Genomic DNA, 15,571 nt, shown 5'->3' with positions numbered 1-15,571 from the left:
TTCAGGCGGTCCTCTGTTCGGGATACTTGACGCGGCCGTGGTAGATCCCGATCAGCGACTTGATGAGGCTGTCGCGGATCTCGGCGATCTCGCGGAGCGTCAGTCCGGATTCGTCGAACTGGCCGTCGCGGAGCCGCTTGTCGATCAGCTCGCTGACCAGGCCCTCGATTCGCGACGGCGTCGGTTCGGACAGAGTGCGGCTGGCGCTTTCCACGCAGTCCGACATCATCAGGATGCCGGCCTCCTTGGTCTGCGGCTTGGGACCAGGGTACCGGAAGGCGCTCTCCTGCACGACGGCGGCGTCGGGATTGCCCCCGTTCCGGCGATTCGCCTCGTGGAAGAAGTATTCCACCAGAGTCGTGCCGTGGTGCTGCTCGATCAGGTCAATGATCCGCTCGGGCAGGTGATGCTGCCGGCCCAGGTCGACGCCGTCCTTGACGTGGCCGATGATGATCAGCGTGCTCATCGCCGGCGCGAGGTTGGCGTGTCGGTTTGTGGAGCCCACCTGATTCTCAATGAAGTAGTGGGGCTTCAGCATCTTGCCGATGTCGTGGAAATAAGCCCCGATCCGCACGAGCAGTCCGTCGGCGCCGATCCGCTCGGCCGCCGCCTCGGCGATGGCGCCGACGGTGATCGAGTGGTTGTGGGTGCCCGGCGCCCGTCGGACGAGTTCCTGGAGCAGGGGATGGGTGTTGTCCCCCAACTCCAGCAAGCTGATCCCCGTGACGATCCCGAAGGCGTTCTCCAGGAAGGGGAGGCTGCCTCCCATGAGGAAGCCGGCCATCAAGCCCCAGCCTGCGCGCCAGAGGCCGTCGTTCCGGATCAGCTCGATCGGCTGGTGTTCCCACAGGCCGGCGGCCCAGGTGAGGATCAGATAGACGGCTGCTGAAATCGCTCCCACCTTGATCAACTTGGTGCGGGTGCGTACCTCGTTGAGTCCCAGCACGCCGGCAGCCGTACCTCCCAGCAGGACGAGGAAGTGGGCGATCCCCGTCCCCAGTGCCATACAGGTCAGCAGCGACAGCGAGAAGGTCGCCATCAGGCCGAAGCTCGGGTTGTAGGCGATCGCCAGGATCATCGCCGAGGCCGCTACGGGAATCAACTCGGCGTTCAGCGCCTGGCTGGCGAGAAGTCGGACGACTCCCAGACAGAGGACGACCAGCGCGCAGAGCATGGCGGTCCGGCCAAGGTCAGTCGCGATCCGTCGCTCGTGACGGGCGACGTAGAATCCGGCCAGGACGAACAACGAGCAGACCAGGGCAAGGATGCCGCCGGCCCGCTGGAGCTTCTCGGCGAAGGTCAGCTCGGCGATCGCGGCGTCGTGTTCCATCCGAAGCAGGATGAGCTGCTCTTCGCCGATGGCCTGGCCCTGTTCGACCAGAACCTGGCCTTCACGGTAGGGGTCGTACCACTCGCCGACCTCGTTGCGGGCGACCTCGCGGAGGCGGGCGGTCTCCTCCTGGTCGAAGGTCAGAGTGGGACGGCCGTCCAGGCGGTCGGCGACGAGTTGGAATAGGGTCTCGCCCACGCGGCTCGGGGTGAACGCCGCGACGAACTCCTTGGCGACGGCGCCGTCCGGCTTGACGATCCGCTCCGGGACCACGCGCTCGCGCTGAAAGATCCTTGCCTCGTCAGGCGATTGGCCGACGTTGCGGATCGAGAGCGTCCGGCTCGACTCCTCGTTGCGCGGCAGAGCCCCAGGGCCGAGGACGCCGGCGTCCAGCAGCGGCTCAAACGCCTTGGTGATCTGGACGTGCAGGTTGTCCCGACGTTGGGGGGTGTCGGTCGCGGCCTTGATGTCGAGGTACGCTTCGGGCTTGAGCTTCCAGGTCGAGATCAGGACCGGGTCCATATCCTCGTAGCGTTGCGACTTGGCGATGGTGACGGTCAGGTCGTCCAGCCGTTCGGCGAGATCCCGGATCGGGGCCGGATCGTTGACCATGACCAGAGGCACCTGGTCGGCGGCGGCCTGGCGGAGGTTGCTGGTCTTGGTCTGGTTCCGGATGCGGAACTCCTTGACCTTGACGCGGATTTCGCGCTCAGGGCGTTGGCCCAGGCGGTAGACGAACGGCGGTCCGGAGCCGTGGACGATGGCGGAGGTCACCAGAGCGGTCAGCGCGATGAGCGAAAAGCTCACGAGGCGCGCTCGCTGTCTCGCGTTGCGGCTCTGCTGGAGCGAGACGCTGGGGAAGGACCGAAGTTGGGCCCGATTCGGTTTCGGGCGCCGTTTACCGATGCTCATGGATGACGACTCGAATCGCCGCGGCCGTCGCTTCAAGCGAGCCGCGCTGATCGGCGCCGAGGCCACACGGCCTCGTGCGCACCACGACCGATCCCCGAGGCGGGTCGTCGGCCTTGCCGACGAAGGCACGTTGCGGGGGGCGGGAGAGGTTCCTCACGTCGTTGCTCGCTCCGCCTCGGAGGCGGGCGTTTGGACCGGTTCGGTATGGGGACGCGCAGGCGTCCCGATCCGTTCCTGTGGGTCGGCGGCGGAGGTTTCCGCCGCCTCGTAGGCGTCGACGATGGCTTGAACCAGGGGATGCCGGACGATATCGGACCGGTCGAGCGTCACCGCGGCGACGCCAGGGACGCTCGACATCCGCTCAAGCGCGTCGGCCAGGCCGCTGCGGGTCGCCGGCGGCAGGTCGACCTGGGTGACGTCTCCCGTGACGACGATTCGTGAGTTCTGGCCCATTCGGGTCAGGAACATCTTCATCTGGGAGACCGTCGCGTTCTGCCCTTCGTCCAGGATGATCGCCGCGTCGTTGAGAGTCCGCCCGCGCATGTAGGCGAGGGGGGCGATCTCAATCAGGTCGTTGTCCATGTAGCGGCGGATCTGGTCGTAGGGCATCAGGTCGTGGAGAGCGTCGAGCAAGGGGCGGAGGTACGGGTTGATCTTGGCTTCCAGGTCGCCGGGGAGGAAGCCCAGGTGTTCGCCCGCCTCGACGGCCGGCCGCACCAGCACGATCTTCTTGATCCGGCCCTGTCGCAGCAACGAAACCGCTTGCGACACCGCCAGATACGTCTTGCCCGTCCCCGCCGGGCCGACGCAGAGAACCAGGGCGTTGTCGCGGAGGGCCTGGAGATAGCGATTCTGCCCCGACGTCCGTGGGCGAACGACGCGGCTTCCCTCGCGGATTTCCACCATCCCGGGCTCGGTGGGGGCCTGGACGGCCTTGTCGATGAGCTCGGCCACGTCGGCCGAGAGGATCGTCCGTCGAGTGCGGTAAAGGGAGCGCAGGCCCTCGAAAATCTCCCGGGCCTGCTCGACGCGGGTAGGTTCGCCCTCGACGCGGACCTCGCCGTGGCGGGCCAGAACCTTCACCCCCAGCGCGTCGCGGATCTGCCGGAGGTGCTGATCGCGGCTGCCGAAGACCGCAAGCTCTTCGTTCTGGCCCTCGAGCGCGATGGTGACTTCTGGCATACCTCCCCTTTCACCGGCCCAAATGAGTGCATCCGCCCTGGCGGCGAAGCAACTCGGGACCGGCCCGGCCATCTCCTTCATATAAAATATGCTACCAATCCGGGAGTCGAAAACAATACGGGGGAAGGCAAGATGAATTCTCGTTCATGGTCCCAGCCAGGCCCAGATTCCGTAGGCGACGGGCGCGGCGAAGAGTAGGGAATCTAGCACATCCAGCACGCCCCCGAAACCTGGGACGACCGCCGAGGCGTCCTTACGCTGGCAGTCACGCTTGATGAGAGACTCCATCAAATCGCCGAGCTGGCCGATCACGCCGATCGTCAGGCCGAAGAACGCCGCTCCGGCCCAGCCCAGTGCGTCGACGGGAAGGCGACGCGCGAACGCCTCGACGAGAACCGCCGCGATCGTGGCGAAGGCCAGCCCGCCGAGCGCCCCTTCGACTGTCTTGTTTGGGCTGATCGCCGGCCAGAGCTTGCGACGTCCGGCGATGCGTCCGACCGTGTAAGCCCCGGTGTCGGCTCCCTTCGCCGAGGCGATCAGGAACGCCAGGGGGACGAGTCCGTGCTTGGAGCCGTCGAGCCAGCGCATCTGGATCATGAACGTCCCAAGGATTCCCACGTAGGCGACGACCAGAATCGTCCCCGCGATCGATGCGACCGACCGACCGGGCTGGGTGAACCGGAGGCTCTCGACGACGAAGGCCGCCATCACGACGACGGTGAAGCTGAGGAACGGCCAGGCCAGGACCGCCACCGTCGAGCTTGGTTCCGTCACGATCGCCGAGACCGCCTCGGATGTGCGACAGTCCTGAACCAGGTGCGGCAGCCAGTTGGCTGCGAGCATCGCCAGCAGGCCGCCGGCCAGAACCTGAGGGTTCGGCCGGGACGGGCTCTCTTTCATCAACCCGTTCAGTTCCCATCCGGCCGCCGCCATGACGAACGCCGCCAGCAGGAACCAAAGCGGGAACCAGGGGGCGAGCCCCTGGTCGATGTAAAGAAGCAGAATCAGGGAGGCGACGAGCAGAACGCCGCTGACGACGCGGGTGCGAAGCATGAATACCAGCGGGGCGAGAGGTCTCCGAAAGCGCCGGCCCTTCAGGCGAGGGCGGCGAACGATCCACTCTAACCCGCGGACGTTCCCGCGGCCAGCGAGGAGGTCGGCAGTCCGCCGAACTTGCGCGTGCGAGCTGCGTAGTCGACGCAGGCCTGAAGCAGGTCGCCGCCTCGGAAATCGGGCCAGAGCGTGGGCGTCACCCAGAGTTCCGTGTAAGAAACCTGCCAGAGGAGGAAGTTGCTGATCCGCATCTCGCCGGCCGTGCGGATGAGGAGATCGGGATCGGCCGCGCCGGCGGTTTCCAGGTACGACGCGAACGTGGCCTCGTCGAGGGTCGCCGGATTGAGGCGGCCGTCGCGCGCCTCCTCGGCGATCCGACGGGCGGCGTCGAGGATCTCCGTCCGGCCGCCGTAGTTGACCGCCAACCGCAGGATCATCCCGGTGTTGCCGGCCGTCTCGGCGACGGTTCGGTCCATCTCAGCCAGCACCTCAGGCGGCAGACCGTCGCGTCGGCCGATGACCTGAAGGCGCACGTTCTGATCCATCAGCTCGGCCCGCTCGGCGACGAGGAAGTGCCGGAGCAGGCGCATCAGAAACCGAAGCTCCCGCGCCGGCCGCTTCCAGTTCTCGACCGACAGGCAGTAGAGCGTGAGCTGTTCCAGCCCGATCCGAACGCCCTCCTCGACCATCGCGCGGACGCTCTGAATGCCTCGGCGATGGCCGACCACCCGGGGAAAGCCGCGATTCTGAGCCCACCGGCCGTTGCCATCCATGATGATGGCAACGTGCCGGGGGAGTTGTTCGGGCTTCAATCCCCAGGAGTCCAGCCGCGAGCGGCCTTCCTCGGTGATGTTCAACGGAGGGCGGTCGTCTGCTCTCATAGCGTCTTCAGCCCCGAGGGACCATGATCGTCTGGCGGCGGTCCGGCCCGACCGACACGATCGACACCGGCACGCCCACGATCCGTCCCAGGTATTCGACGTAGTCGCGCGCCGTCTTCGGCAGGTCGTCCCATGACCTCGCGGCGGTGAGATCCTCGGTCCAGCCGGGGAGCGTTTCATAGACCGGTTGGCAGCGTTCCAGGTCGGCCAAGGAGGCCGGCAGGACGTCGACCTTGCGGCCGTTGTTCTCGTAGGAGACGGCGACGTTCAGTTCCTTGTGTCCGCTGAGGACGTCCAGCAGCATGACGGCCAGTTCGGTCGTGCCGCTGACGCGGGCCGAGTAACGGACGGCCACGGCGTCGAACCATCCGCAGCGCCGAGGGCGGCCCGTGACGGTGCCGTACTCGCGGCCGATGCGGCGGATCTGCTCGCCGATCTCGTTGTCCTGCTCGGTCGGGAACGGACCGCCGCCGACGCGGGTCGTGTACGCCTTGACCACGCCGATCCAGCGGTCGATGTACCGCGCCGGCACGCCTGAGCCCGGGGCCGTTCCCACCGCGCTGCTGCTGGAACTGGTCACATACGGAAAACTGCCGTGGTCGATGTCAAGCAAAGAGCCCTGGGCCCCCTCGAACATCAACCTGCGACCGGCGGCGACCGCCTCGTGCAGCTTGGAAGTGGCGTCGGCGACGAACGGGCGGAGACGTTCGGCGTATCCCAGGTATTCCTCGACGACCCGAGCGTCGTCGAACGGCTCGAAGTCGGGGAGCATGGCGGTGAGCAGACGGTTCTTGTAGTCGACGATCCGCTTGAGCCGCTCGCGGAATTCGGCGGGACGGTACAGGTCGGCGATCCGGACGCCGTGGACCCGTCCGACCTTGTCCTTGTAGCAGGGGCCGATGCCGCGCCGGGTGGTCCCCAGATGGTCGGCCGCCGAGGACGATTCCTCGGTCAGCCGTTCCTCGGCCAGGTGGTACGGCAGGATGACGTGGGCGCGGTCGCTGATATGCAGCCGGCCCTCGAACTTCACTCCCTGGGCTTCCAGCGAGGCGATCTCTTTCAAAAGCGCCGGGGGATGGATCACCACGCCGTTGGCGATCACCGCCTGGACGTGCTCGCGCAGAATCCCGGTGGGGACGAGCGAAAGCTTGTAAGTCACCCCTTCGTGGACCACCGTATGCCCGGCGTTCGCCCCGCCCTGATACCGCACGACGACGTCATGTTCGTCGCAGAGCAGGTCCACGATCTTTCCCTTGGCCTCGTCCCCCCACTGGAGGCCGACCACGCACGTCGAACCCACGGCGCACACTCCCCGGGCGGTCAGCGACCGATCATTGCGGTCGCTTGGTATCGTAAAGTCACAGACTACAGGACGCAAAGAACCCCGTCAATGAGTTCGGGTCGGCCTAATTCGGCCGCCGTCTCAACCCATCGCCGCCCGGAACTCGTCGAAGAGGTACTGGCTGTCGTGGGGGCCGGCGGAGGCCTCCGGGTGATACTGGACGCTGAAGATAGGGAGGCGGGAGTGCCGCAGCCCTTCCAGCGTCTGGTCGTTCAGATTGACGTGGCTGGCGACGACGTCGGCGGGGAGCGTCGCGGGATCGACGGCGAACCCGTGGTTCTGGGTGGTGATCTCGATCTTGCCGTTAGCCTCGTTGCGGACGGGATGATTCGCCCCGCGATGGCCGAACTTGAGCTTGAACGTTTTCGCCCCGAAGGCCTGGCCGAGCAACTGATGACCCAGGCAGATCCCGAAGATGGGGACGCCCCGGGAATCGGCGGCCGAGCGGATCAGGGTCTTGATGGTCTGGGTGGCCTCGACGAGCGGGGCGGGGTCTCCGGGGCCGTTCGAGATGAAGACGCCGTCCGGCTGGTGTTCCAGGATCGCCTCGGCCGGTGTCGACCCAGGGACCACCGTCACTCGACAGCCGATGTCGACGAGGTGGCGGGGGATGTTCCACTTCATGCCGAAGTCCATCGCCACGACGTGAGGGCGTTTGCCGCTGTTGATTTGCGGGTGGGCTCCGACCTTCCCCTGGCCCGAGGCGTCGAAAATGTACTTCTGATCGAGGCCAGGTTCCCAGACGGCGGCGTCGTGGGGCATGACGTCGCGAACGATGTCGCGGCCGACCAGGCCCGGACTGGCCTTGGCCTTGGCGACCAGGCTGGCGTCGTCGAGGTCGGTGGTCGACAGGATTCCCTTCATGGCCCCCTGGACGCGGGTCAGCTTCACGAGGGCGCGGGTGTCGATCCCTTCCACGCCGATGACGCCGTTTTCGGCCAGGTAGTCTTCCAGGGACTTCTCTGCCCGGAAGTTGCTGACGCGGGCGGAAAGCTCACGGACGACGAAGCCGCGGACCCACGGCTTGCGGCTCTCGGCGTCGCCGGCGTTGACGCCGTAGTTGCCGATTTGGGGGTAGGTCATGGCCACGATCTGGCCGTGGTACGAGGGGTCGGTGAGGATCTCCTGGTAGCCGGTCATGCTCGTGTTGAACACGACCTCGCCGTCGATCTCGCCCTGCGCTCCAAACGAGCGGCCCGTAAACACCGAGCCGTCTTCGAGCGCCAGTTTCGCCGTGCCCATCGTCGCTCCCGGGGCCTGGTTTCGGCCCGCTCTCCCGATTGTCTGGCAAGGATGCCGTCGGTTTCGAATCCCCACGATTCTACGCGCCAGCGCCCTCGATCGTCGAGGCGATTCGACGGGGGTTTGGGCGGATCATGGCGGAGGCGACCGACAGGACCCAGGCGACGACCGCCAGAAACGCCGCGATGGCGGCTCCGCCGTCGGGGCGCTCGTGGAAGAGGAGCACCGCCGGGCCGATTGTGGCGGTTTGGGGAGAGGCCAGCAGCAGGACCGCCGGCGCGATGCAGGCCGAAGCCATCGCTGCGTCCGCCGCCAGCCCGCGCCAGCCGGCGCCGAACGCCGTTCCAAGGGCGAGCCGTCGCGCTCGCCGCCGGCCGGCGCCGGCCAGGACGGCGGCATCTAACGCCGCGCCCCGGTTTGCTTCAGACGTTCGGGGCGGTCGGTCTTCCAGGCGGGCGACGATCATCGCTGCCGCGACGGCCAGCATCGCCGCGGCCAGCGGGACGCGATCGCCGTCGAGCCACGCAGCCAACTCCGCGAGCGCGGGCGAGGGGGCAATCAGGCCGGACGCCGCGGACAGCCGGATCAAACGAGCCAGAGCGGGGACGATGATTCCGGCGACCAGCGGCGGAGGTGCGAGAAGTCGAGACAGCCGTCGAAATCGGCCCGACGCCGCAGCCCCCGCCGTCGCCGCGAAGCGTTCCAGCAGGCGTCCGGCCACAGCGGCCAGAAGTGCCGCTCCGAGACCCAGAATCAACGAGCGGCTCAGGACGTGGCGGACCGTTGGGTCGGCCAGAACCGCCCCGATCGTCGTCCCTCGCGAAGCCGACGCCTCGGTGATCCCCTTCATCCCGCGGCCGACTCCGATCACGACGGCCAGGATCAGCAATGAACACGTGAAGAGAATCGCAGCCGGCGCGAGCACTCGTGAAGGGGCAGGTTCGCGACGGATCTGCAGGTCGCTCCCTCCATTCGCGGGCTCCAGACGGTCGGGCCCAGACCAGACCCGCAGTCCGGCGCGGACGACGGCGCAGGCGGCGACGGCAAGCAGTCCGAGAAACGCCAGCCCTGGGAATGGGTCCTCGCCGACCGCCGCCAGGACGATCTGGCTCCCAAGCGTCCGCCGCAGGCCGAGAATCAGCGGTGGTCCTGGGTCGGCGAGCGTCCAGGCGAAGACGACGGCCGCGGTTCGGCCCATCGTCGGCCGGAGCAGGGGCCAGGCCAGTCGTTTCCACCCCCGGGCTCCCGCGCCTCCGGCCAGTCTGGCGGCGTCTCGCCAGGAAGGGTCGAGGCGACCGAGGGCCGCCGCATAAGACAATGCGCCGGCGGCCACACCGGGAAGGGCCGCAGCGAGCAGCCAGGCCGGCCAACCGGGATCGGCCGGAAGAAACCGCGACTGGCCGAGCGAGGCAGGGAGCTGCGGCCGGCCCTCTGGGGAGGCGTCGATCACGCTGGCCGTCGCCAACGCCAGGACGGTGGGCGGGGAGACGGCCAGAGCGGTCAGCATCAGGACGGCCGCCTCGCGGATCGGGCCGCCGGATTCACCGATCAGCCGGCCCACGAACACGCCCCCCAGCACGGCCGCCAACGCCGCAAGCCCGGCGACCGCCGCGCTGTCGCGGAAGCACGTCCAGACGAAAGGGTCGAGCACCAGGACGGCCGCCGGAAACAGCGACGCCCGCGAGTCGCCCCCCGGTCCGATATCGGTGAGCGCACAAACCCCCAGCGCCGCCAGGGGGCCCACGGCGAGCACCCCCAGCGCGATCGACGAAAACCATCCTTCAACGCGACGAATCAACGGCGTCCCCGCGGTTCCACAGCCTGACGACGTCCCATCCTAGCAGCCAGCGCGAGCCCGGGGCCAGTCGCCGGGGCTGGCCAATCGAGGAGTCCGCGCCTACGCTTGGGCTGTCGGGCGGCGAACGACCGCCGCCGATCCGAGTGGAGGTTCAATAGGATGAGAGCTTACCATCTGCACGATTTCAGCGGGCCCGAGGGATGGAGACTCGCCGATGTCCCGACGCCGAAGCCGGGCCCGGGCGAGGTCCTGGTGCGCGTTCGCGCCGCCTCGCTCAACTTCCGGGACCTGATGATCTCGAAAGGCCAGTACAACCCCCACTTCAAGCTGCCGCTCGTGCCGATGTCCGACGGCGCCGGGGAGGTCGTGGAGAACGGGCCTGGGGCTTCGCGGTTCAAGCCGGGCGATCGAGTCTCGTGCAACTTCATGGCCCGTTGGGTCGACGGCCCGGTCGACGACTTCAAGGCGAAATCGGCGCTCGGCGGCGAGATCCCCGGCATGCTGGCCGAGGAGGTCGTCCTCCCTGAATGCGGCCTGATCGGCCTGCCCGATTCGTTGACCTTTGAGGAAGCCGCGACCCTACCCTGCGCTGGGGTGACCGCCTGGCACGCGCTGTTTGAGACGGGCGGCGTCCGGCCGGGACAAACGATCGTGACCCAGGGAACGGGCGGCGTCTCGATCTTCGCCCTTCAGTTCGGCAAGCTCGCCGGCTTGCGGGTGATCGTCACATCCAGCAGCGACGCCAAGCTCGAACGGGCTCGCTCCATGGGCGCGGCGGAGACGATCAACTACAAGTCGACGCCCGACTGGGAGAAGCCCGTCCGCGCCATGACCGGCGGAGTTGGTGCGGACCTCGTCGTCGAACTTGGCGGCGCGGGGACGCTTCCGAAGTCCCTTCGTGCGGTGAGGACAGGAGGAAAGGTCGCGATGATCGGCGTTCTGAGCGGCGCAGGCCCGGGCGTTGATCCGGTTCCCATCCTGATCCGAGGCATCCGCCTTCAGGGCGTCTTCGTGGGTTCACGGTCGATGTTCGAGGACATGCTGCGAGCGATCGAGTTCCACCAGATCAAGCCGGTGATCGACCGCGTCTTCCCGTTCGAACAGGCCGTCGACGCCCTGCGTCACCTGGAGAGCGGGTCGCACTTCGGCAAGGTCGTGATCAAGGTGTGAATCTGGAGCCGACCGATCGGGTGACCCCGATTCGTAGGGGCGCCCCTTGTGGGCGCCCCGATCGCCGTGGGCATTCGATGGCGATTGGGCGCCCACGAGCGGTGCCCCTTCGAGAATGCGAAACAGGAACGGGGGCCCGTCTCCGTTCTCCTCCGCCTGGTGCAATCCAAAAAGTCGACGCTTTATCCTCCGCCGCCGACGGCGTATTTGCCGAGCAGGAGGGCGACGTTCTCGGGAGCGATCGAGAGCGTCACCCCCTGGCCCTCGCGAATGTGACCTGAATGGCTTTGGAGAGCCAGGGCGACGACAGGCCAATCGCCGGGGCCGCGAAGCAGGACGCGGCGCGTCGAGCCCTGGAACGTGATCCGTTCGATGGTCGCCGGGAATCGGTTGGCGTCGCTGGGGACGCCCGGTCCGATGGAGAGCGACTCCGGCCGGATGCAAACCGTGACCGGAGCCGACGGGGCGAGGCCGCCCAGATTCGTCCGGCAGACGAGGCGTCCCACGGGCGTTCGTACCACGACTTCCTGGCGGCCCTGGTTGTGGCCGGCGCCGTCGACCTGCCCCTGGAGCAGGTTCGTGGGCCCGAGGAGTCGCGCGACGAAGACGTCGACGGGTTGGTTGTAAAGCTCCTGGGGCGTCCCGGTCTGAAGGATGCGTCCAAGGTCGATCACCGCCAGCCGATCGGCCCGCGAAAGGGCCTCCGAAACGTCGGAAGTCAGCAGCAGTGTGGTCACTCCCGATTCGACTCGGGCGCGGCGGATCTCGTCCCAGGCTTCCTCGCGGTCCTGGGGATCGATCCTGAACATGGGCTCGTCGAGGATCAGCAGGTCGGGCCGCGTCACCAACGCACGAGCCAACGCCACTCGGAGCGACTGACCGGGGGAGAGGGCTTCCGGACGGAGGTCGGCCAACGTATCGACTCGAAGCGCGGCGAGGGCTTCGTCGACCCTCGGCCGGCGCTCTCGGCTGGCAACGCCCTGGGTCTTCAGCGGGTAGTCGACGTTGTCCCTGACCGAGAGGCCCGGCCAGAGGGCGTGATCGCGGAAAACCATGCCCACGCCGCGCTCCGCGGCGGGGACGGCCTGCACCATGCGGTCGCCCAGGTAGATCTCGCCGTCGTCCACGGGGTCAAGGCCGGCGAGGAGTCTGGCGAACGTGGACTTTCCCGCGCCCGGCGGCCCGAGGAGGCAGGTCAACTCGCCGGCTGGAAGTTGGAGCGAGGCGTGGTCGACGGCCGCCACGCGGCCGTAGCGTTTGACGAGACCCTCGGCGATGACGCGGATCATGATTCGCTCGGGACGGAGACGGGCGGATTCGACCTGGTCGGGGAAGCGGCGGCCAGCCGCGCCACCCAACGGTAACGCTGACGGGCCCACTGCGTCCACTCGGCTCTCAGCCAGGCGCGGAAGCGCGGCTCGCGGGCGAGTCGGCCGCCGTCCACACCGGCGATCTCCGCAAATACCTCGCGATCCAGATCGCGCCGGGGCTTGAGCCAGTTTCGGGCGAGCCAGTCGCGCAGGCCGGGGTCGGGGGCGACCTGGTTCATCAGGGTCTCGACGAGGGCCAGCCCCCGTTCGCCGCCTCGCTCCAGCAGCTTCTCGATGGAGGCCGGCGGCCAGGGGGGCGGCTGCGTGAGCCGTTCCAACGCCCAGACGGGCGAGCCGGCCTTTCGGACGGCCGCCACAGCCGTCGCGAGTTCCTCGCGGGCGTCGACGAGCGTCGCTCCCAGCAGGTCGGCGGCCAGACTTTCAACGTCGGCCGTGGCGCCGGCGGCATTCGGCCCCTCGAGTTCCGGTCCCATCCTCGCCCCTTGGCGCTCGACGAGGAACCGCAGGAAAGCTCGCGCGGCCTTTGACCTGCGCGCTCCGCGAGGCACCCCCGCACCCTCTTCATAATGAAACGGAGAGTTCTCCAGGACGCCCACCGTCCGATCGGCCCGGCCCGACTCAAGGTCCGCCCGCGCCGATCCGCTGCGCCAGCCGACGTCGCTGGAGGTCGAGCCATAGAGATCGAGCAGTCCCGCATATCCCCTGGACCACCCTTCAGCGTCGGTTCGGCCCAGGCACCAGGCGAGGGCTTCGGCGTCTTCGCGCGGGTCGGCCAGCGCGAGCCGATTCGAGGCTTCCGGCAAGCCGATCGGGGTGCTTCGGCTGACGACCCAGAACGGCCGCGGCGCACCATCGCCAAGGCTTTCCAGACGGCCTTCCGAAGCGAGCCGCGCATAGCCTGCGACCGGACCGCCGAGCAGAACGTCGGGCGGCGGTGCGAGACTCCGAAGATCGCGTGCGGTCGGCCCGTTTTCGGACGTCTCAACCCAGGCGATCGCTCCGACGTTCAGGTTGACCTCATCGCGATGTTCGACCAGCCAGTCGGCGAATTCCTTCGCCAGACGAGCGCGGTCAGGACGCGGCCAACTCGTCGCGATGCGGAAGCGATCGTCGTCCTCCGGCGAGGCGAGCCCCGACAAGCGGCCGTCAGCGCAGCCCGCGAAAAGGACGGCGAGCAGCGCCGCGGCGATTCGTCCGGCCCTCGGCGTCATTGTCGGGGCGACGCGGTGGACTTGGTCAGCTCCACGGGGAGCTTCAATTCCTTGCCGTCGCGTTTGACGAGGACGTCGACCTTCTCGCCCGGCTTGTAACGCCCAAGGCTCTCCATGTAGTCGTAGATCGTCGCGATCGGCTTGCCGCCGATGCCCACGATCACGTCTCCCCCCTTGATTCCGGCCTTGGCGGCTGGGCCGCCTTCGCGGACGTCCGAGAGCTTCATTCCCTGCTTGGCCTCGTCGGCGTAGTCGGGCATCACGCCCAGCGTCACATTCATTCCGCCGGAGGCTGAGCCCACCGACGAGGTCGCACCGTGGCGGCCGGCGGCCATCCGCACGAACTCGGGGCGTTCCTGGCGACGAACGAGATCCAGCAGGATCAGCTCCGCGTAATCGGCGATCTTCGCCATCCCCGCGTAGTTGATCTTCTGCCAGTCGTCGGTGGGCCGGTGGTAGTCGGAGTGGATGCCGGTGAATGCAAACAGGACCGGGATATCCTTGCCGAAGAACGGCTGGTGGTCGCTGCCGCCGAATCCGTCGGTCATCCCGGCGACCTTCTTGATCGTCATCCCCGTCCCCTTCGCCAGCGCGTCGACCAGGTCGGAGAACCCTGGAGCCGTGCCCGTGCCGATCATGGTCAGCTCATTCTTGCCGTCCATCCGGCCGACCATGTCGAAGTTGAACATGAGAACGGTGGAGTCGAGCGGGAAGAGCGGGTGGGCGACGTAGTATTCCGAACCCAGCAGCCCGCGCTCCTCGCCCGAGAACGTCATGAAGACGATGCGGCGCGGCGGAGGATCGCGGCGGGCCGACAGCCGGCGGGCCAGTTCAAGCACCATCGAAGTGCCCGAGGCGTTGTCGTCGGCGCCGTTGTGGATGTCGCTGGAGAAGAAGGCCAGCGAGCCGGACATCAACCCTCCCCGGCCGAGGTGGTCATAGTGCCCCCCCACGACGATCGTCTCGTTCGCCTTCGGTCCCGCCCCTTCCAAGACGCCCACGACGTTCTTGGTCTCGATCGACGGGCGGTCGATCGTGATCCGGCTGGTCAACGAGACCCCCTTCAACTCGCGTGAGCGCGGCTTGAGGTCGGTGTCGATGTCGGACTCGAAGGTCGCCAGCGACGGCTCGCCCGCAGCCTTAAGGATGCGATCGGCGAATTCGCGGGTGACGTGGACGACCGGCAGCCGGGACATCGAGTCAGGGCCGGCCGATCCCAGGTTCAGCAGGGCGTCCCGCTCAGCGCCGAGGCCCGCCAGGTCGTTGACCACCAGCAGCATCGCGGCCCCGTGCTGGAAGGCGTTCGTCGCCTTGTGCTGGAAGGTGGCGAAGCTGGTCGTCTTCTTGCCGTCGAACGGGCTGTTCTCATCGTTCTGCTGAGGCTCGCGACGGATCACCAGCACGACCTTGCCGGTCACGTCGAGGCCGGCGTAGTCGTCATAGCTGAGGTTCTTCTGCGGCTGATCGGCCGTGATGCCGTAGCCTGCGAAGACGATGGGAGCTCCATTCACAGACCCCGACGAACCGATGGCCAGCGCGCTGAAGTCGGTCCGGCTCTCGCCCTTGATCTCGCCGCCGTCTGGGCCTTTTGCGAGCATCTCGTTCGGCTCGCCCAGCCGGGGCTGGCCCGTGATGGTGAACTTCTGGAAGTACCCGTCGGCGCCGGGCGCGGGCTTGAGACCCAACTCCTGGAACTGGCGGGCGATGTACTCGGCGCTGGCCTCAATCCCCTTCGTCCCCGGCGCGCGGCCTTCCTGATCGTCGGCGGCGAAGAACGAGACGTCGTTCTTGAGCCGAGTCTCGGCGGCCGGGACGAACGTCGAGGAGGCCGTGGGATTCGCGGCTGGCGCGTCGGCGCCGGCTCCGACCGGAGCCTGCGCGAAGAGCATTGGGCCGATCGCGAACGCCGTCAGCGCCGACAGGCCGAACGCCGCCCGTCGGGTCCAATCCGGAAGCCTCATACGATGCTTCATCTCCGCCGTTCCTTTCTCAAGCCGTGTTCGCCCGGGACGGTTCGATTCTCGGGAGCCCGTCTCTCAGGGTCAAGCCGTCTCCCCGGCCGTTGCGGACCGGCGCGCGGCCCGCTACACTGAACCTCGAGGTGGCTATGACACTTGTC

At 67.7% G+C, this 15,571-nt stretch carries 11 protein-coding genes; 1 reads left to right on the top strand and 10 read right to left on the bottom strand.

The window, feature by feature from the left end; genetic code table 11:
• Window position 1: 1 nt before the first annotated feature.
• The 7 genes from G5C50_RS02315 to G5C50_RS02285 all read right to left on the bottom strand — a co-directional run bounded on the left by G5C50_RS02315 (window position 2) and on the right by G5C50_RS02285 (window position 9,740).
• Window positions 2–2,137 carry an HD family phosphohydrolase gene (locus G5C50_RS02315; RefSeq protein ID WP_240906917.1) on the bottom strand — a complete coding sequence of 712 codons (2,136 nt, stop codon included), beginning with the start codon at window positions 2,135–2,137 and terminating at the stop codon, window positions 2–4.
• A gap of 258 nt (window positions 2,138–2,395) precedes the next feature.
• Window positions 2,396–3,424 (bottom strand): PhoH family protein, encoded by a 1,029-nt coding sequence (locus G5C50_RS02310; RefSeq protein ID WP_165064227.1) that lies wholly within the window; start codon window positions 3,422–3,424, stop codon window positions 2,396–2,398.
• A gap of 144 nt (window positions 3,425–3,568) precedes the next feature.
• Window positions 3,569–4,477 (bottom strand): phosphatidate cytidylyltransferase, encoded by a 909-nt coding sequence (locus G5C50_RS02305; protein WP_165064224.1) that lies wholly within the window; start codon window positions 4,475–4,477, stop codon window positions 3,569–3,571.
• A 68-nt stretch (window positions 4,478–4,545) separates the two neighbouring features.
• On the bottom strand, window positions 4,546–5,358 hold the full coding sequence (locus G5C50_RS02300) for an isoprenyl transferase (RefSeq protein ID WP_165064221.1): 813 nt from the start codon (window positions 5,356–5,358) through the stop codon (window positions 4,546–4,548).
• 7 nt (window positions 5,359–5,365) lie between these two features.
• Window positions 5,366–6,658, bottom strand: coding sequence for an adenylosuccinate synthase (locus G5C50_RS02295; RefSeq protein WP_165064218.1), 1,293 nt, complete (start codon window positions 6,656–6,658; stop codon window positions 5,366–5,368).
• Between the two features lie 123 nt (window positions 6,659–6,781).
• On the bottom strand, window positions 6,782–7,942 hold the full coding sequence (gene carA, locus G5C50_RS02290; RefSeq protein WP_165064215.1) for a glutamine-hydrolyzing carbamoyl-phosphate synthase small subunit: 1,161 nt from the start codon (window positions 7,940–7,942) through the stop codon (window positions 6,782–6,784).
• 79 nt (window positions 7,943–8,021) lie between these two features.
• Entirely contained in the window at window positions 8,022–9,740 is a 1,719-nt protein-coding gene (locus G5C50_RS02285; protein ID WP_165064212.1) for an ABC transporter permease family protein, read from the bottom strand.
• 159 nt (window positions 9,741–9,899) lie between these two features.
• Here G5C50_RS02285 and G5C50_RS02280 point away from each other — a divergent pair, with 159 nt between their 5' ends.
• Window positions 9,900–10,910: a zinc-dependent alcohol dehydrogenase family protein gene (locus G5C50_RS02280; RefSeq protein WP_165064209.1), complete on the top strand. Its 1,011-nt coding sequence runs from the start codon at window positions 9,900–9,902 to the stop codon at window positions 10,908–10,910.
• Between the two features lie 182 nt (window positions 10,911–11,092).
• Here the strand turns inward: G5C50_RS02280 and G5C50_RS02275 are convergent, their stop codons facing one another.
• Genes G5C50_RS02275 through G5C50_RS02265 form a run of 3 tightly spaced genes read right to left on the bottom strand, consistent with a single transcriptional unit; the run spans window position 11,093 to window position 15,425 of the window.
• Window positions 11,093–12,199 carry an ABC transporter ATP-binding protein gene (locus G5C50_RS02275; protein WP_165064207.1) on the bottom strand — a complete coding sequence of 369 codons (1,107 nt, stop codon included), beginning with the start codon at window positions 12,197–12,199 and terminating at the stop codon, window positions 11,093–11,095.
• Window positions 12,196–13,452, bottom strand: a complete 1,257-nt coding sequence (locus G5C50_RS02270) for a hypothetical protein (protein WP_165064204.1) — start codon at window positions 13,450–13,452, stop codon at window positions 12,196–12,198. Before G5C50_RS02270 ends, G5C50_RS02275 begins: the two co-directional genes overlap by 4 nt.
• Window positions 13,449–15,425, bottom strand: coding sequence for a M28 family peptidase (locus tag G5C50_RS02265; protein WP_240906916.1), 1,977 nt, complete (start codon window positions 15,423–15,425; stop codon window positions 13,449–13,451). The genes G5C50_RS02270 and G5C50_RS02265 overlap by 4 nt, the downstream gene beginning before the upstream one ends.
• Window positions 15,426–15,571: the final 146 nt, after the last annotated feature.

This window comes from Paludisphaera rhizosphaerae (genome assembly GCF_011065895.1).
Classification (GTDB): Bacteria; Planctomycetota; Planctomycetia; order Isosphaerales; family Isosphaeraceae; genus Paludisphaera; species Paludisphaera rhizosphaerae.
This window is presented reverse-complemented; position numbering and strand designations above follow the sequence as displayed.